Origin of the sequence: Micromonospora sp. NPDC006766 (assembly GCF_040636055.1) — a bacterium.
GTDB lineage: Bacteria > Actinomycetota > Actinomycetes > Mycobacteriales > Micromonosporaceae > Micromonospora.
Genome location: NZ_JBEYIX010000029.1, coordinates 53430 through 68527 on the forward strand (window position 1 = coordinate 53430; position 15098 = coordinate 68527).

Below are 15098 nucleotides of genomic sequence, written 5' to 3' on the forward strand. Positions count from 1 at the left end.
CACGGCCGACGGTACGGTGGGCGCATGACCGAGGCGGAGCCGATCGGGGTGGACCGGAGCACGCTCCGGCTCGCCCTGATGGTGGGCGGGCTGGTGCTCGCCGTGCTGCTCGGGTTCGGGCTCGGCCGGCTGAATCCGCCACCGACCACCGCGTCCGGCGCCGTCCCGGTGACCGCGGCGCACACCCACCCGCCGGGCACCGCCCCCCACTCGCACGACGGGTCCACCGCCACGCAGGCCGGTGGTGCGGACGCCGCCGGCCTGTCGATCAGCTCGGGCGGCTACACGATCGCCCCGTCGACCGTGGAGTTCCCGGTCGGCCGGGCCGGTGAGCTGCGCTTCCAGATCAGGAACGAGCAGCGCCGGGCGGTCACCCGCTTCGCCGTCGTGCACGAGAAGCCGATGCACCTCATCGTGGTGCGCCGCGATCTCAGTGGCTACCAGCACCTGCACCCGACCATGGCGGCCGACGGCACCTGGTCGGTGCCGCTCACCCTGCCCGAGGCGGGCGTCTGGCGGGCGTACGCCGATTTCACCGCGGTCGCCGACGACGGCCAGCAGACCGCCGTGACGCTCGGCGTCGATCTGGCCGCGCCCGGCGGGTACGTGCCGCGACCGCTGCCGGCCGAGAGCACCGCCGCCACGCTCGACGGGTTCAACGTCGGCTACGAGGGCACGCCGAAGGCGGGCGAGATGGTGCCGGTGCGGTTCACGATCCGGGCCGGCGACGCCCCGGCGGCGTTGGAGCCCTACCTCGGCGCGTACGGCCACCTGGTCGCGCTGCGCGAGGGGGACCTCGGCTACCTGCACGTGCACCCCGGGCCGCAGGCCGAACCGGGCACCGTGACGTTCTGGATGATCGCGCCGGGAGCAGGTCGCTACCGGATGTTCCTGGACTTTCAGGTGGCCGGCGTGGTGCGTACCGCCGAGTTCACCGTGTCGGTGGCCTGAGCTGGTCAGCCGGCCCGGCGGATCGGCCGGCGGGCCAGGTAGCGGAGCAGGTCGCGGATGTGGTGCTTCTCCTCGGCGGGGACGCTCGGGTCGGCCAGCCGCTCCAGGATCACCCGGACGTCTGCCTCCACCGGGGTGTCGTCGGCGCGGCGGCGGGTGAGCGGGCCGGCGTCGGGGAGGCCGAGCGCGCGGAAGGCGGCCGCCACCGGCAGGTCGAGCGCTCCGCAGAAGCCGCGCACCTTGGCCAACTCGGGATAGTCCTGCCAGTCACCGGCCAGCCAGCGGAACACCGTGGAGCGACCCACCCCGGTGTGCGCGGCCAGGTCGGTCACCGTCCAGCCGCGCTTCTCACGGGCGTCGTCGATGGCCCGCCGCACGAAGCGCGCGAAGGCCATCTGCGGCGAAACCTCTGCCATCGCCCTGGGGCTTTTCCTTCCCGGCTGCGGCACCGGCCGGTGCTCGTATGAGCGTAGTACGGCCGCAGTCGGAAACAACTGACTGATCGGGCGGAAGGTTTCGTGGGCCGTCAGGCCGGCGGTGCTCCGGACAGCAGCGTCGCCAACCGGGGTGTCACCCCCCACTGGTCGACCAGTTCCCGGTACTCCGCCCGCTGGTCGTCGGCCGGCTCGCTTCCCGTCCGCCGGGCCCGGATCAGCAGGTTGCGCGGGGTGTGTCGGGAGTCGACGAACTCCACCACCTCGGCGCGGTAGCCGTGCAGCCGAAGCAGGCCGGCCCGCAGCGCGTCGGTCAGCACGTCGGCGAACCGCTCGCGCAGGATGCCCTGCCGGGTGAGCAGCCCGTGCGGTCCCGGTGCCGGTCGGGAGCGGAGCTGAGCCGCCACGTCGTGGTGGCAGCAGGGGGCGGCGAGCACCCAGCGGGCATCCCACCGGACGGCCCGGGCCAGCGCCTCGTCGGTGGCGGTGTCGCAGGCGTGCAACGCCAGCACCAGGTCGGGGGCCGGCTCGACCACCGCGTCGGCGATGGTGCCGGCTACGAAGCGCACCTGAGGAGCCCAGCCCAGCCGCTCGGCCAGCTCGGTGTTGCGCCGGCGCTGGTCCTCCCGGACGTCCACCCCGACCAGCTCCACGTCCAGGCCGCGCTGCGTCAGGTACCGGTACGCGGCGAAGGTCAGGTACGCGTTGCCGCAGCCCAGGTCGACCACGCGCAGCGGCCCGGCCAGGTCGGCCGGCAGGGTGGCCGCCAGCGCGCGTAGGAACGCGTCCACCTGGCGGCGCTTGGCGGCCGAGCCGCCGATCTCGTCGAACATCGGGTCGCCCGGGTCGAGCAGGTATTCCTTGGCCCGGTCGTGACCGCCCGGCTCGGGCGCCGGGCGGCTCGCCGCCGCCCGGTGCACCTGTGCCTCGCCCGACTTGGTCACTCGTAGCTGGAGCGTCGTGTCGGCCGTCTCCACGTGCCAGTTGCCGAACGGCTCGGCGAGCAGCGCGTCGACCGCCGCGCCGGCCTCGTCGCCCGGCGACACGTTCCTGATGTGGGGCCGGGCACCGTCGGAGGTGGAGATCTGCAGCCGGGGGCCGGCCTTGAGGGCGACCGGGCGTAGTTCGGCGCGGACCACCGAGGGGCGCTGACCGCGACGCCGACCCGCGGCGACCGCCCGGGTCAGGGTGGGGTCGAGCAGCAGCGCCCGCACCTCGGTGAGGGCGGCGTCGAGCGGTTCCGGCATGGCTCCTCTTCATACTCGGTGCGCCAGGCTTCTCGGCGTGTCGCGCCAGAGCGGACCGATGTCTTGGGAGCGGTATGCCGCACAGGCATACCGCTCTTAAAAACCGATACCCGGGTCGCCGGTGTCACGGAGATTCATTCCGCCCCACCGGCACCCTCTACGGGCTTTCGGTCACTCGGCGGTCGCCTCGGCCGGCGTACCCGCGCTCGAACCGCCACCGCCACGACGGCGCCGGCGGCGGCGCGGCCGGGGGGCCGCCTCGCCCTCGGCGACGGCCGGTTCGGTGCCACCCTCGGCGGAGATCGCCGCGGTGGGCTCGCCAGCCACCACGTCGCCACCCCGGCGTCGCCGGCGGCGCGGGGTACGGGTGCCTTCCTCGGCGCTCGCCTCGGCGGCGTCGCCCTCGGGCGTCGCGCCCGTCTCGCCACCGCGACCTCGACGGCGCTCGCGGCCCCGCCGCTCGCCGCCCCGCCGCTCACCGCGGTCGCCGCGCTCGCCACGCCGCGACCGGCCACCGCCGAGGTCCTCCTCGACCTCCGCCGACAGCCCGGCCCGGGTGCGCTCGGCGGTCGGCAGGGTGCCGGTGACGTCCCGGGAGATGTCCAGGTCGGTGTAGAGGTGCGCGGAGGTGTGGTACGTCTCGGGCGGCTCGGGCATGTCGAGCCCGAGGGTCTTGTCGATGATCCGCCAGCGCGGCATGTCGTCCCAGTCGACGAACGTCACCGCGACGCCGGTCGCCCCGGCCCGGCCGGTGCGACCGATCCGGTGGGTGTAGGTGTCCTGGTCCTCGGGGCAGTCGTAGTTGATCACGTGCGTCACGCCGGTGACGTCGATGCCCCGGGCGGCCACATCCGTGGCGACCAGCGTGTCGATCTTGCCGGCGCGGAACGCCCGCAGCGCCCGCTCCCGGGCACCCTGGCCCAGGTCGCCGTGGACGGCGGCCACCGCGAAGCCGCGGAAGTCGAGATCCTCGGCGACCCGGTCGGCGGCCCGCTTGGTGCGGGTGAAGATCATGGTCAGACCTCGCCCCTCCGCCTGGAGGATCCGCGCCACGATCTCGACCTTGTTCATCGAGTGGGTGCGATAGGCCAGCTGCTTGGTCTGCGGCGACGGGCCGGTCTCGGCGGTGTGCCCGGCATGAATGGTCATCGGCCGGCGCAGGAAGCGCCGGGACAGCGTGACGATCGGGTCCGGCATGGTCGCCGAGAAGAGCATGGTCTGCCGGTCTTCCGGCAGCATCGCCAGAATCTTCTCGACGTCGTCCAGGAAGCCCAGATCGAGCATCCGGTCGGCCTCGTCGAGCACCAGCGCGTGCACCCGGTCGAGCCGAAGCTGCTTCTGCTTGGCGAGGTCCAGCAGCCGGCCCGGGGTGCCGACCAGGATCTCGACGCCCTTGCGCAGCGCCTCGACCTGCGGCTCGTACGCCACCCCGCCGTAGATCGGCAGCACCCGGACGCCCCGGGTGCGGCCGGCGGTGTCGAGGTCCTTCGCGACCTGGAGGCCCAGTTCACGGGTGGGTACGACGACCAGCGCCTGCGGTCGGCCGTCGCCGCCCTCGGACGGGGCGAACACCCGCTCCAGCAGCGGGATGCCGAAGCCGAGGGTTTTGCCGGTGCCGGTGGGCGCCTGGCCGATCAGGTCGACGCCGCGCAGCGCGATCGGCAGCGCGTACTCCTGGATCGCGAACGCGTGGGTGATGCCGGCGGCCGCGAGTGCCTCGACGGTCTCCTGCCGGGCGCCGAGCGCGGCGAATGTGGGAGCCTCCGGACGGACCGGAGCGGTGGTGGCCAGCGACTGGCCTTCAATCTGCTCGCTCATATGGATTTGGGGGTGCCCTCTCGTGGTGCGCCCCTCATGTCCTCAGGGCGCGGTCGGTATGGCGCGGGCCACACGGTCGGGGGCAGCAAGCCGCAACGGACCGGGCCGCACGCGCGCCGGGGGCCGGACGCTGATCAACTCGGCTGATGTCCGGTGTTGATCTGATCGGTGCCCACGGCAACTGCTCCATACTACCTGAACCACCACTGGGGCGTCCTGATTCCGCTGCTGGGGCCTGGTGCCGCCGCGGCGGGTGCCCCCGCCACGGCGACCAGGCAGGAAATCAGCGGACGGTGAACCCGACCGCGCGGGGCGCGGCCTCCGCGATCTCGACGTAGGCGACCTTGCCGACCGGAACGATGATCCGTCGGCCCTTCTCGTCGGTCAGGGAGAGGGTGCCCTCGCCCTTGGCGACGGCGTCGGTCACGATTCGCTCGATCTCGGCCGGCGACTGCGCGCTCTCCAGGACCAGCTCCCGCGGCGCGTACTGCACGCCGATCTTGACCTCCACAGTGCCTCCTCAGCTGGGGCGAAAGAGCCGCCGTGAGAAGGTTATCCGATCTGCCGGGCCGACGCTCAGGCTGACTCACCTTGCAGCGGAAAGCTGGCGATGCCCCGCCAGGACAGGGCGGCGACCAGCGCCTCGGCCTCGGCCTTGGGCACCTGCCGGCCGCTGGCCAGCCAGAACTGGGCGGCCGTCTCGGCCGCCCCGACCAGGCCGGAGGCGAGCAGCTCGGCGTGCGCCCGGCTCACGCCGGTGTCCGAAATGATGGTGTCGGTGATCGCGGCGATACAGCCCTGCTCGACCCGCTCCACCCGCTGCCGGACGGCCGGCTCGTTGCGCAGGTCGGACTCGAAGACCAGCCGGAACGCCTCGCTCTCGTGGTCGACGAAGTCGAAGTATGCGCGCACCGAGGCGCTGACCCGCTCCTTGTTGTCGCTGGTGCCGCGCATCGCGTCGTGCACCTTCGCCACGATCGCGTCGCAGTGCGTGTCCAGCAGCGCCAGGTAGAGCTCCATCTTGCCGGGAAAGTGCTGGTAGAGCACGGGCTTGGAGACCCCCGCCCGCTCGGCGATGTCGTCCATCGCGGCGGCGTGGTAGCCGTGCGCGACGAACACCTCCTGAGCGGCGGCGAGCAGTTGCTTGCGCCGCGCCGAGCGGGGTAGACGGGTGGGCCGGCCGGCGGTTTGCGCACCGTTCCCCACAGCGGTCATGGGAACCTCCGAGTTTGATCGTACGAGCCGGCACGTTTCACCCGAACCGGTCGGGCTTGATGAACCCGTCGCGGAATTGGCCCGCCGCAGTAACTTATCGCCACTGTCACCACACGGTAGCCTCAGCGGGGGCGACCAAGGAGCGCACGGTGAGTGAATCAGGGCAACCCGGAGCCGCCACCCCGGGAGAGCAGGGCGACGGGACGGGTCAGCAGGACGACTTGGCCCGCACCGACAACGGGTGGGCGCCCCCCACGACCGGCTGGGCCCGGGGCACCGAGGCTCCCGGTGGCTGGGCACAGGGTGTGGAGGCTCCAGGCGGCTGGCATCGCCCCGAGGGCAACACCGGCTGGGGCGCCGCGTCGTCCCGCCACGGTGACCTGCCGGCCCCGCTACCGGGGCTGCCTGTCGAGGAGCCGTCCGGCCGGGTCAACGGCCGCCACGTCAACGGCGTGCCGCAGAGCGGCGAGGAGTCGCCCGTGACCCGCCCGGTACCGGTGAGTGCCCCGCCGTTGGACGAGCCGCGCCGCGATACCGATGGCGACCGGCTGGTCGTGCCGGCCCAGCGGCCGGCTCCGGCGATGGGACAGCCCGCGGCTGAGGCGGAAGTCGGGCCGACCCGGCAGTTGTCGGACGACCTGCCGCCGGCCGGCCGGCGTTGGGCCGACGCCGCTGCTCCGTCGTCCGCCCCGCCAGCCCCGCAGGTCCCGCCAGCCCCGCAGGTGCCGCCGGTCGGTGCCGCCGCCTCCGGCTTCGAGATGCCGCCCGGCCTGCATGCCCCGACCGCCGAGCGGGCCGCCGCCGAGCCGCCGGACCGGTCCGCCCCGAGTTGGAACCCGCCGAGTTGGGACGGTGGCTGGGCTCCGCGCTGGGCGGTCGAGGACGAGTCCGCCGGACGCCGCGCCGCCGAGGGCGAGGCCGTCGGCCGGCGGGCGCACGAGGACGAGCCGGCGGGTCGCCGCGCCCATGCGGAGCACATCGCAGAGTGGGCACCGGAGCCGGCACGGCCGTACGAGGCGCCCCGGGCCGAGGCCGAGCCGTACCCGGCGTACGAGCCGACGGCGCGGGAGAACCGCGAGCGGCCCCGTTGGGCCGGGCCGCCCGTGCCGGTGACCCCGTTCAGCGCGCCGCCGCACGCCGCGCCGACCAGCGCCCCGCCCGGCCCACCGCCGACCCCCGTCGGTCCCGCCGCCACCGGTGGGCCGGCCCGCCTCGATCGTGCTGCCGCACCCCCGACGAGCGCACCGCCCTATGCCGCCCGCCGGGCCGCCCCCGAACCGGTGCCACCGGCTGGGCCGGTCGCCGACGCCCAGCCGACGGAGCCCGCGCCGGCGGTGCTGCCGCAGCGCGTCCCCGCCGAACCGGACGTGCCCGTCGTGCCGGATCCGCCCGCCGGAGAAGTGTCCGCCGAGACCCCGGAGCTCGCTCGCATCGCCACCCACCTGCGTCGGGACGACGAGCCGGCGCCGCTGCGCGAGCGGCCCGAAGGCTTCGACGTCAACGCGATCCTCGACGCCGTCCGGGAGGTCGCCGGCGTGCGGGATGCCGCCCTGCGCCGTACCCCGGCCGGAGCGCACAGCCTCCGGCTCGACCTCGCCGACGGCGCTGATCCGGCCGAGGTGAGCCGGGTGGTGGCCCGGCTGCTCCAGGAACGGATGGGGCTGGCCGCCGCCCCGCAGAACCTGCCCGGCGCTCCGGCCGCCCCGCCGCCCCCGGTCCGCCGCCGCTCGGCGCCGTCGCCGGCCGAGCGCCCCGGCGAACCGACCGCGGCACCCGAGGTGACGGAGCCGGTCGGCGAGCCGCCGCGCCGGCTCCGGCAGACGGCTGTCCACCGCGGTCGGGCGGTCGTGGAGGAGTCCTCGCTCGCCACCGCTCCGGTCGGCGGCACGGCCACCGGCGGCACGGCCACGGGCAGCCCGGCCACCGTCGGCACGTCGTACTCCGGCGGGCAGATGACCACGACGGAGACCGCCCCCTCCCGGCCGCTGGACACCGGCGGAGTGCCGGGGCCGCGGGTGGTGATCGACCACGTCCAGGTGAGCACCTTCGGGCTCGACGCCACCGTGGAGGTACGCCTGATCGCTGGCGATCGGACGGCGGAGGGCCACTCCACCGGGCCGGCGGTCGACGGCTACGTGCTACGGCTCTGCGCGGTAGCCGCCGCGGCGGCGGTGGACGAGTTGCTCGGCGGGGAGGCTCCGGTCGGGGAACGGGGGCGGTGCTTTGTCGAGCACGCCGCCGTGGTGCCGTTCGGCAACTGCGAGGTGGCCGCCGTGGTGCTGCTGCTGGTGTGCGACGGCTGGGTCGAGCAGTTGGCCGGTTCGGCCCTGGTCGCCGGCGATCCCCGGCAGGCGGTGGTCCGGGCGACCCTGGCCGCGGTGAACCGTCGGCTGGAGGCGCTGCTCGCCTGAGCTCGTTCGCCGGCATGGCGGAGAGCGTGACCCACCCGCGACATGGCAGGCTGACCGGGATGCCCGTCTCTGCCTACCCGCCTCGCGCTGCCGCCCGGCCCGGTCCCGTCCGCGACCGTCGTCGGGCCGGGCGCCGATGGCAGACGGTGATCGTGGTGGTCGCGTTCCTGCTCGCCGCCGTAATCGCCATCTTCGCGACGGTTCAGCGGCCGTTGACGACCGCGGGAATGCTGGCCGACGACGAGCCGGCGGTGCAACATCCGGTGCCGTCGAGCGCCCTGCCGCCGTCGTCCGCCTCGGAGCGTCCGTCCGCGTCGGAGCGCCCGTCGCCGAACGCGACCCCGTCCGCGCCGGTGCTGAGCCTGCCCGGCCGGGTGCCGGCCCACGGCCGGGGCGCCTTCACCTACGACGAGCGGCCGGGTGAGGTGCTCGGCCGGGCCGGGGTGCTGCGCCGGTTCCGGGTGGCGGTGGAGAACGGTTCCGGTGAGGACGTCGACGCCTTCGGCGACGCGGTGCAGCGGGCGCTGGCCGGGCCGGGGAGCTGGGTGGACAGCGGCCAGCTGCGGTTGCAGCGGGTCGCCCCGGGTGACCGGTACGACTTCACGATCTATCTGGCCACCCGGGACACCGCCGGCCAACTGTGTCTGGGCGGCGGGGTCGACATCCGGATCGGCGGGGTGCCGTACACCTCCTGCCGGGTGCCGGGCAAGGTGGTCGTCAACCTGGACCGGTGGCGGACCTCGGTGCCGCACCTGATCGCCGCGAAGCTGCCGCTGGACACGTACCGGCTCTACGTGGTCAATCACGAGGTCGGGCACCAGTTGGGGCACGGGCACGAGAGGTGCCCCGGGGCGGGGAAGCCAGCGCCGGTGATGCAGCAGCAGACCCTCTTCCTCGACGGCTGCCGGCCGAACCCGTGGCCGTACCTCAACGGCAGGCGGTACGCGGGCCCGCCGGTGTGAGAGACCTGATCGTGGCGATGAGAAGTATTTCGCGGGAGAAGCGGCAAAAGCGGTAAAATGCCCGAATTGCATGGCACGCTGGTGTCATGGCCTCGTCGTCCCCTTCCGCCGCGCCGGTCCGTCCCTCGCTGCGCCGGATGCGCCGCCGTCGCCGGCGTACGCTCCTGCTCCTGCTCACCGCGCTGGCGGTGGTGGGTGCCGCGACCGGCCTGGCCGACCTGGTCCACCGGCCCCCCGCTGCGCCGCCGGTGGCGGCCGGCGGCCCGCTGGCCCATGGTGCCGGTGCCGGCGCACCGGTGCAGCCCAGCGGGTACCCGACCGAGGGCTCCGGGCGGTTCGCCACGGCCGACGGCCGCTCCCCGGTACGCGGGTACGACGGACCGCTGCGCCGCTACCGGATCGAGGTGGAGCGGGACGCCGGGCAGGACGCCGACGAGTTCGCCGCCACGGTCGACGCGGTGCTCGCCGACCCGCGCAGCTGGATCGCCTCCGGTGAGCTGCGGGTGCAGCGGGTGACCGAGGCGGCCGACGCCGACTTCACGATCTACCTGGCCACCCCGGTCACTTCAGAACGGATGTGCGCCGAAGGTGGTCTGACCACCGAGCGGTACACCTCCTGCCGACTGCCCGGCAAAGTGATCATCAACCTGGGGCGCTGGATGGACGCCGTGCCGGACTACGGCGCCCCGCTGGACGTCTACCGGACGTACGTCATCAACCACGAGGTCGGGCACGAGTTCGGCGCGCAGCACCAGGCCTGCCCGGGGCCGGGCGAGCCGGCGCCGGTGATGCAACAGCAGACGTACGGGCTGGACGGCTGCGTCGCGAACGCCTGGCCGTATCTCGACGGAATCCGCTACGAGGGCCAGCCGACCGATGGAGTCTGAGTTATTCCCGGTCCCGCAGTTCGGGTTGGGTGGCCCTCGTCATGGCCGATCCCGGCTGTGACGAGCGACAATGGCCCGGTCCCACCGCCGATCCCGGGGAGTCCACCGTGTCGTTGCCCCCGCTCGTCGAGCCCGCCGCCGAGCTGACCGTAGACGAGATCCGTCGCTACTCGCGCCACCTCATCATCCCCGACGTCGGGGTGACCGGCCAGAAGCGGTTGAAGAACGCCCGGGTGCTCTGCGTCGGTGCCGGCGGCCTCGGCTCGCCGGCCCTGCTCTACCTCGCCGCCGCCGGCGTCGGCACCCTTGGCATCATCGACTTCGACACCGTCGACGAGTCCAACCTCCAGCGCCAGGTGATCCACGGCGTCTCCGACGTGGGCCGGTCCAAGGCCGAGTCGGCCGCCGCGTCGATCCGCGAGATCAACCCGCTGGTCCAGGTCGAGATCCACAACATCGCTCTGGACCGGGAGAACGTCCGGGAGATCTTCGCCCAGTACGACCTGATCGTTGACGGCACCGACAACTTCGCCACCCGCTACCTGGTCAACGACGCGGCCGTGCTGCTCGGCAAGCCGTACGTCTGGGGTTCGATCTACCGGTTCGACGGCCAGGCGTCGGTGTTCTGGGCCGAGCACGGCCCCTGCTACCGCTGTCTCTACCCGGAACCGCCCCCGCCGGGCATGGTGCCGTCCTGCGCCGAGGGTGGCGTGCTGGGCGTGCTCTGCGCGTCCGTCGGGTCGATTCAGGTCACCGAGGCCATCAAGCTGCTCACCGGCACCGGCGAGCCGCTGGTCGGCCGGCTGATGGTCTACGACGCCCTGGAGATGAGCTACCGCAAGATCAAGGTCCGCAAGGACCCGAACTGCGTGCTCTGCGGCGAGAACCCGACGCTCACCGACCTGCTGGAAGACTACGACGACTTCTGTGGCGCGGTCTCCGTGGAGGCGCAGGAGGCGGCGGTCGACTCGACCATCACCGCGTTGGAGCTCAAGGAGTGGCAGGACGCCGGCAAGGACGTCTTCCTGGTCGACGTCCGCGAGCCCGCCGAGTACGAGATCGTCCGGATCCCCGGCGCGACGCTGATCCCCAAGGGCGACATCATCTCCGGCGAGGCGCTCGCGAAGCTGCCGCAGGACCGGCAGATCGTGCTGCACTGCAAGTCCGGCGTCCGGTCCGCCGAGGCGCTCGCCGCGCTGAAGGCGGCCGGCTTCTCCGACGCCGTGCACGTCCAGGGCGGCGTGCTCTCCTGGATCAAGCAGATCGACCCGTCGCTGCCCGCGTACTGAGTCGTCGCCGCCGAAGGCCCTCCCGGTTGCCCGGGAGGGCCTTCGCGTACCGCCGGTGGGCCGGTTCACCCCTGGCCGAGCTACTGAGGCGTGATCATGTTTCCGCAGATAGCGTCTGGGGCGTGGTCGATCTGGACGCCGCTATCGGCTTCGTCGTGGCGCACGGGGACGCGGTTGAGCGTGCCCGGCTCTCCCGGCTGCGTACCGGTGCCCCGGTGCCGGCCGACCTGCTCGACGCGGCCGAGGCCGGGCAGGCGCCCGGCGGCGGCTGGCCCGCCGTGCTGGACGGTGAGGTCGCCTCCGTCGACGCGACCTGTTTCCGCCTGGCCGAGCTGGACGACCTCGGCGGGCTGAGCCGGCCGGCCGCCCGGCACGCCCTGGACTGGCTGTCCGCCCGGCAGTTGTCCGACGGCGGCTGGGACGAAGACCCGTCGCTGGCCGGGTTCGCCCCCGAGTGGGCCACTCCGGGCGACCCGGAGGCACGTCTCTACCTGACCGCCAACGCCGGGTTCTGGCTCACCGTGGCCGGGCTGGACGCCCGCGCCGCCGGGCCGCTCGATTCCCGGGTCGGCGGGGCGTACGCCGGGGTGGTGCAGGCGGCGGCGCAGACGCTCGCCGCGCAGCTCGCCCCGGACGGGAGCTGGCCGTCCTTCCTGCCCGCCGGCTGGTTGGCCGCGGCCGTGCTGCACCGCCAGCAGATGTACCACGAGTCGGCCCGGATCCAGGCGGTGCTGGCCGACCGGATCCCGCAGATGTCCCCGGCCGACGTGGCCTGGCTCGCCGCCACCCTGAACCGGGTCGAGGTGGGCGAGGAGCAGTGGCTGCTGGTCTCGGCGCGCAAGCGGCTCGCCGAGACCCAGCGCAGCGACGGCGGCTGGGACAGCGACGACGGTCACCAGTTCGACGTGCACACCACGCTGCGGGCGATCCGTGCCTGTCTTCCCGCCGACCCGGCGCCCCGCGCCGCTACCGCAGGTGCCCGTCCCCGGTGACCACGTACTTCGTGCTGGTCAGCTCGGGCAGCCCCATCGGGCCGCGGGCGTGCAGCTTCTGGGTGGAGATGCCGATCTCCGCGCCGAAGCCGAACTCGCCGCCGTCGGTGAACCGGGTGGAGGCGTTCACCATGACCGCCGCCGCGTCCACCCGGGCCACGAACTCCCTGGCCGCCGGCTGGGAGTCGGTGACGATCGCCTCGGTGTGGCCGGTGCCGTACCGCCGGATGTGCGCGACCGCCGCGTCGAGCGAGTCGACCACGGCGACCGAGATGTCGGCCGACAGGTATTCGGTGGCGAAGTCCTCCTCGGTGGCCGGGACCACCGCGTCGGAGTGGACCGCGACCTCCGGGGAGCCGTGCACGGTGACCCCGGCGTCGGCGAAGGCAGCCAGCGCCGCGGGCAGGAAGGCGTCCGCGACGTCCCGGTGAACCAGCAGCGACTCGGCCGTGTTGCAGGTGGACAGGCGCTGGGTCTTGGCGTTCACAGCGATCGCGACGGCCTTCGCGACGTCGGCCGCGGCGTCCACGTAGACGTGGCAGTTGCCCACCCCGGTCTCGATCACCGGCACGGTCGACTCCTCGACCACGGCCCGGATCAGCGACGCGCCGCCGCGCGGAATCAGCACGTCGACCAGGCCCCGGGCGCGCATCAGCTCCTTGACCGAGTCACGTGAGGCGGAGTCGAGCAGCTGCACCGCGTCCGCCGGCAGGCCGGACTCGACGACCGCGTCGCGGAGCACGGCGACCAGGGCGGCGTTGGAGTGTGCCGCGGAGGAGGAGCCACGCAGCAGCGCCGCGTTGCCGGACTTGAGGCAGATCCCGGCCGCATCCACGGTGACGTTCGGCCGGGCCTCATAGATGATGCCGACCACCCCGAACGGCACCCGGACCTGGCGCAGCTCCAAGCCGTTGGGCAGGGTCGAGCCGCGTACCACCTCGCCGACCGGGTCGGGCAGCGCGGCCATCTGGCGCAGCGCGTCGGCGATGCCGGCCACCCGGCCCTCGTCGAGGGCCAGCCGGTCCAGCACGGCCGGGGTCAGCCCGGCCGTGCGCCCGGCCGCCAGGTCCGCCTCGTTCGCGGCCAGGATCTCCGGGGTACGCGCCACCAACGCGCCCGCCATCGCGCGCAGCGCGGCGTCCTTGACGGTACGCGTCGTGACGGCCAGCGCCTCCGCCGCGTCCCGTGCCCGCCGGGCCTGCTCGACCACGCTCATCCTGCACTCCTCCAGTGTTAGGAGGGGCCCCCTGTACAACGCCAGGCGTTAAGAAGGGGCCCCTGCTTACAGCAGTACGAGGTCGTCGCGGTGGACGACCTCTCGTTCGTAGGCCGGGCCGAGGGCCGCGGCGAGTTCCGTGGTGGAGCGGCCGAGCAACCCGGGCAGCTCCACCGCGTCGTAGTTCACCAGCCCCCGGGCGACCGGCGCGCCCTCGGCGTCCACCAGGTCCACCGGGTCGCCGGCGGTGAACGCGCCGTCCACCGCGGTGATCCCGGCCGGGAGCAGTGACTTGCGTCGACCCACCACCGCCTGCACCGCACCCGGGTCGAGGTGCAGCCGACCCCGGGGCGCGGTGGCGTGCGCCAGCCAGAACAGCCGGGCGGCCGGGCGGCGGCTGCTCGGGTGGAAGAAGGTGCCGACCGGTTCGCCGTGCAGCGCCTCGTCGGCCAGCGGCGCGGCGGTCAACACCACCGGGATGCCGAAGCCGGTGGCGATCCGGGCCGCCTCGACCTTGGTGACCATGCCACCGGTGCCCACCCCGGCCCGGCCGGCACCGCCGACGTCGACGCCGGCCAGGTCGCCCTCGCCGTGCACCTCGGTGATCCGGGTGCTGCCCGGGCGGGCCGGGTCACCGGTCCAGAGCGCGTCCACGTCCGACAACAGCACCAGCAGGTCGGCGTCGACCAGCGCGGCGGCCAGCGCGGCCAGCCGGTCGTTGTCGCCGAACCGGATCTCCTGGGTGGCCACCGTGTCGTTCTCGTTGACGATCGGCACCGCCCGCAGGTCGAGCAGCTTGCGCAGGGTGCGGTAGGCGTTGCGGTAGTGCGCCCGCCGGGTCACATCGTCGACGGTGAGCAGCACCTGGCCGACGGTCAGCCCGTGCCGGGCGAAGCTGGCCGCGTACCGGCCGATCAGCAGGCCCTGCCCGACGCTGGCCGCGGCCTGCTGGGTGGCCAGGTCGCGCGGGCGGCGGGCCAGCCCGAGCGGGGCGAGGCCGGCGGCGATCGCGCCGGAGGAGACGAGCACCACCTCGCGCCCCTCGGCGGCCAGCCCGCCGAGCGTGTCGACGAGCGCGTCGACGCGGGCGTCGTCCAGGCCGCCCGCGGCGGTGGTCAGCGAGGAGGAGCCGATCTTGACGACGATCCGGCGGGCCGAGGTGACTGCTTCGCGCACCCGACCATTCTGCGCGCTGTGGTTCGTCGGACCTTGGTGCGTTCCCATATCGTGACGGCTCGTGACACCTGACGAGTACGTCGAGGCGGTGCTCGACCTGGTCGAGCGGATCCCGCCGGGCCGGGTGATGTCGTACGGGGCGGTCGCCGACGCGCTCGCCGAGCGCTCGGGGCGGGCCTCGGCCCGGCTGGTCGGCTCGATCATGGCCCGGTACGGCGGCGCCGTGCCCTGGCACCGGGTGGTGAACTCGGCCGGGCGGCTGCCACCCGGGCACGAGGTGGAGGCGCGGACCCGCCTGCGCGCCGAAGCCTGCCCGCTCCGTGCATCCGGGGTGGACATGGCGGCGGCGGCCTGGTCACCGGAGCAGGGATACGACCCGTGACCTGCCCGCCGGCCCTGAGCCCGATGGTGGGGCGCCGCTGACGAAGCGTCGCCCGGCCTTCAGCATCGCGATGGTCTCGTTGCCGGTCGGCGGGATGATCACGCGCATCGCCTGCGGC

General features: G+C 73.9%; 14 protein-coding genes. 7 read left to right on the forward strand and 7 right to left on the reverse strand.

Annotation, left to right across the window (positions count from 1 at the left end):
- Nucleotides 1-24 precede the first annotated feature (24 nt).
- On the forward strand, nucleotides 25-951 hold the full coding sequence (locus ABZ671_RS21885) for a hypothetical protein (RefSeq protein WP_357860989.1): 927 nt from the start codon (nucleotides 25-27) through the stop codon (nucleotides 949-951).
- Nucleotides 952-956: 5 nt separating this feature from the next.
- Here the strand turns inward: ABZ671_RS21885 and ABZ671_RS21890 are convergent, their stop codons facing one another.
- From ABZ671_RS21890 to ABZ671_RS21910, 5 genes are all read right to left on the reverse strand, one after another.
- Entirely contained in the window at nucleotides 957-1367 is a 411-nt protein-coding gene (locus tag ABZ671_RS21890; RefSeq protein WP_357860991.1) for a helix-turn-helix domain-containing protein, read from the reverse strand.
- A 110-nt stretch (nucleotides 1368-1477) separates the two neighbouring features.
- Nucleotides 1478-2632 carry an SAM-dependent methyltransferase gene (locus tag ABZ671_RS21895; protein WP_357860994.1) on the reverse strand — a complete coding sequence of 385 codons (1155 nt, stop codon included), beginning with the start codon at nucleotides 2630-2632 and terminating at the stop codon, nucleotides 1478-1480.
- A gap of 171 nt (nucleotides 2633-2803) precedes the next feature.
- On the reverse strand, nucleotides 2804-4450 hold the full coding sequence (locus tag ABZ671_RS21900) for a DEAD/DEAH box helicase (RefSeq protein WP_357860997.1): 1647 nt from the start codon (nucleotides 4448-4450) through the stop codon (nucleotides 2804-2806).
- A 283-nt stretch (nucleotides 4451-4733) separates the two neighbouring features.
- A complete protein-coding gene (locus ABZ671_RS21905) occupies nucleotides 4734-4961 on the reverse strand; it encodes a DUF3107 domain-containing protein (RefSeq protein ID WP_357861000.1) in 228 nt (75 codons plus the stop codon).
- Nucleotides 4962-5026: 65 nt separating this feature from the next.
- A complete protein-coding gene (locus ABZ671_RS21910) occupies nucleotides 5027-5665 on the reverse strand; it encodes a TetR/AcrR family transcriptional regulator (protein ID WP_357861003.1) in 639 nt (212 codons plus the stop codon).
- A gap of 149 nt (nucleotides 5666-5814) precedes the next feature.
- On the opposite strand from ABZ671_RS21910, the gene ABZ671_RS21915 reads away from it, so the two are divergent.
- The 5 genes from ABZ671_RS21915 (at nucleotide 5815) to ABZ671_RS21935 (ending at nucleotide 12206) form a co-directional block, all read left to right on the forward strand.
- Nucleotides 5815-8076: a hypothetical protein gene (locus ABZ671_RS21915; RefSeq protein WP_357861006.1), complete on the forward strand. Its 2262-nt coding sequence runs from the start codon at nucleotides 5815-5817 to the stop codon at nucleotides 8074-8076.
- A 59-nt stretch (nucleotides 8077-8135) separates the two neighbouring features.
- Nucleotides 8136-9038, forward strand: coding sequence for a DUF3152 domain-containing protein (locus ABZ671_RS21920; protein ID WP_357861008.1), 903 nt, complete (start codon nucleotides 8136-8138; stop codon nucleotides 9036-9038).
- Nucleotides 9039-9124: 86 nt separating this feature from the next.
- A complete protein-coding gene (locus ABZ671_RS21925) occupies nucleotides 9125-9925 on the forward strand; it encodes a DUF3152 domain-containing protein (protein ID WP_357861010.1) in 801 nt (266 codons plus the stop codon).
- Nucleotides 9926-9966: 41 nt separating this feature from the next.
- Nucleotides 9967-11214 (forward strand): adenylyltransferase/sulfurtransferase MoeZ, encoded by a 1248-nt coding sequence (moeZ, locus tag ABZ671_RS21930; RefSeq protein ID WP_357861013.1) that lies wholly within the window; start codon nucleotides 9967-9969, stop codon nucleotides 11212-11214.
- A gap of 71 nt (nucleotides 11215-11285) precedes the next feature.
- Nucleotides 11286-12206: a squalene--hopene cyclase gene (locus ABZ671_RS21935; RefSeq protein ID WP_357861046.1), complete on the forward strand. Its 921-nt coding sequence runs from the start codon at nucleotides 11286-11288 to the stop codon at nucleotides 12204-12206.
- Here the strand turns inward: ABZ671_RS21935 and ABZ671_RS21940 are convergent.
- A complete protein-coding gene (locus ABZ671_RS21940) occupies nucleotides 12181-13422 on the reverse strand; it encodes a glutamate-5-semialdehyde dehydrogenase (protein ID WP_357861016.1) in 1242 nt (413 codons plus the stop codon). The two genes, ABZ671_RS21935 and ABZ671_RS21940, sit on opposite strands and share 26 nt — an antisense overlap.
- A gap of 66 nt (nucleotides 13423-13488) precedes the next feature.
- A complete protein-coding gene (gene proB, locus ABZ671_RS21945; protein WP_357861019.1) occupies nucleotides 13489-14598 on the reverse strand; it encodes a glutamate 5-kinase in 1110 nt (369 codons plus the stop codon).
- A gap of 61 nt (nucleotides 14599-14659) precedes the next feature.
- On the opposite strand from proB, the gene ABZ671_RS21950 reads away from it, so the two are divergent.
- Nucleotides 14660-14980: an MGMT family protein gene (locus ABZ671_RS21950; RefSeq protein WP_357861022.1), complete on the forward strand. Its 321-nt coding sequence runs from the start codon at nucleotides 14660-14662 to the stop codon at nucleotides 14978-14980.
- The last annotated feature ends 118 nt before the right edge of the window (nucleotides 14981-15098 follow it).

Coding starts and splice junctions, on each gene's coding strand:
- ABZ671_RS21910 (WP_357861003.1), bottom strand. CDS start 5,665: ATGACCGCTGTGGGGAACGGTGCGCAAACCGCCGGCCGGCCCACCCGT.
- ABZ671_RS21940 (WP_357861016.1), bottom strand. CDS start 13,422: ATGAGCGTGGTCGAGCAGGCCCGGCGGGCACGGGACGCGGCGGAGGCG.
- ABZ671_RS21900 (WP_357860997.1), bottom strand. CDS start 4,450: ATGAGCGAGCAGATTGAAGGCCAGTCGCTGGCCACCACCGCTCCGGTC.
- ABZ671_RS21925 (WP_357861010.1), top strand. CDS start 9,125: ATGGCCTCGTCGTCCCCTTCCGCCGCGCCGGTCCGTCCCTCGCTGCGC.
- ABZ671_RS21895 (WP_357860994.1), bottom strand. CDS start 2,632: ATGCCGGAACCGCTCGACGCCGCCCTCACCGAGGTGCGGGCGCTGCTG.
- ABZ671_RS21885 (WP_357860989.1), top strand. CDS start 25: ATGACCGAGGCGGAGCCGATCGGGGTGGACCGGAGCACGCTCCGGCTC.
- ABZ671_RS21920 (WP_357861008.1), top strand. CDS start 8,136: ATGCCCGTCTCTGCCTACCCGCCTCGCGCTGCCGCCCGGCCCGGTCCC.
- moeZ (WP_357861013.1), top strand. CDS start 9,967: ATGGCCGATCCCGGCTGTGACGAGCGACAATGGCCCGGTCCCACCGCC.
- ABZ671_RS21890 (WP_357860991.1), bottom strand. CDS start 1,367: ATGGCAGAGGTTTCGCCGCAGATGGCCTTCGCGCGCTTCGTGCGGCGG.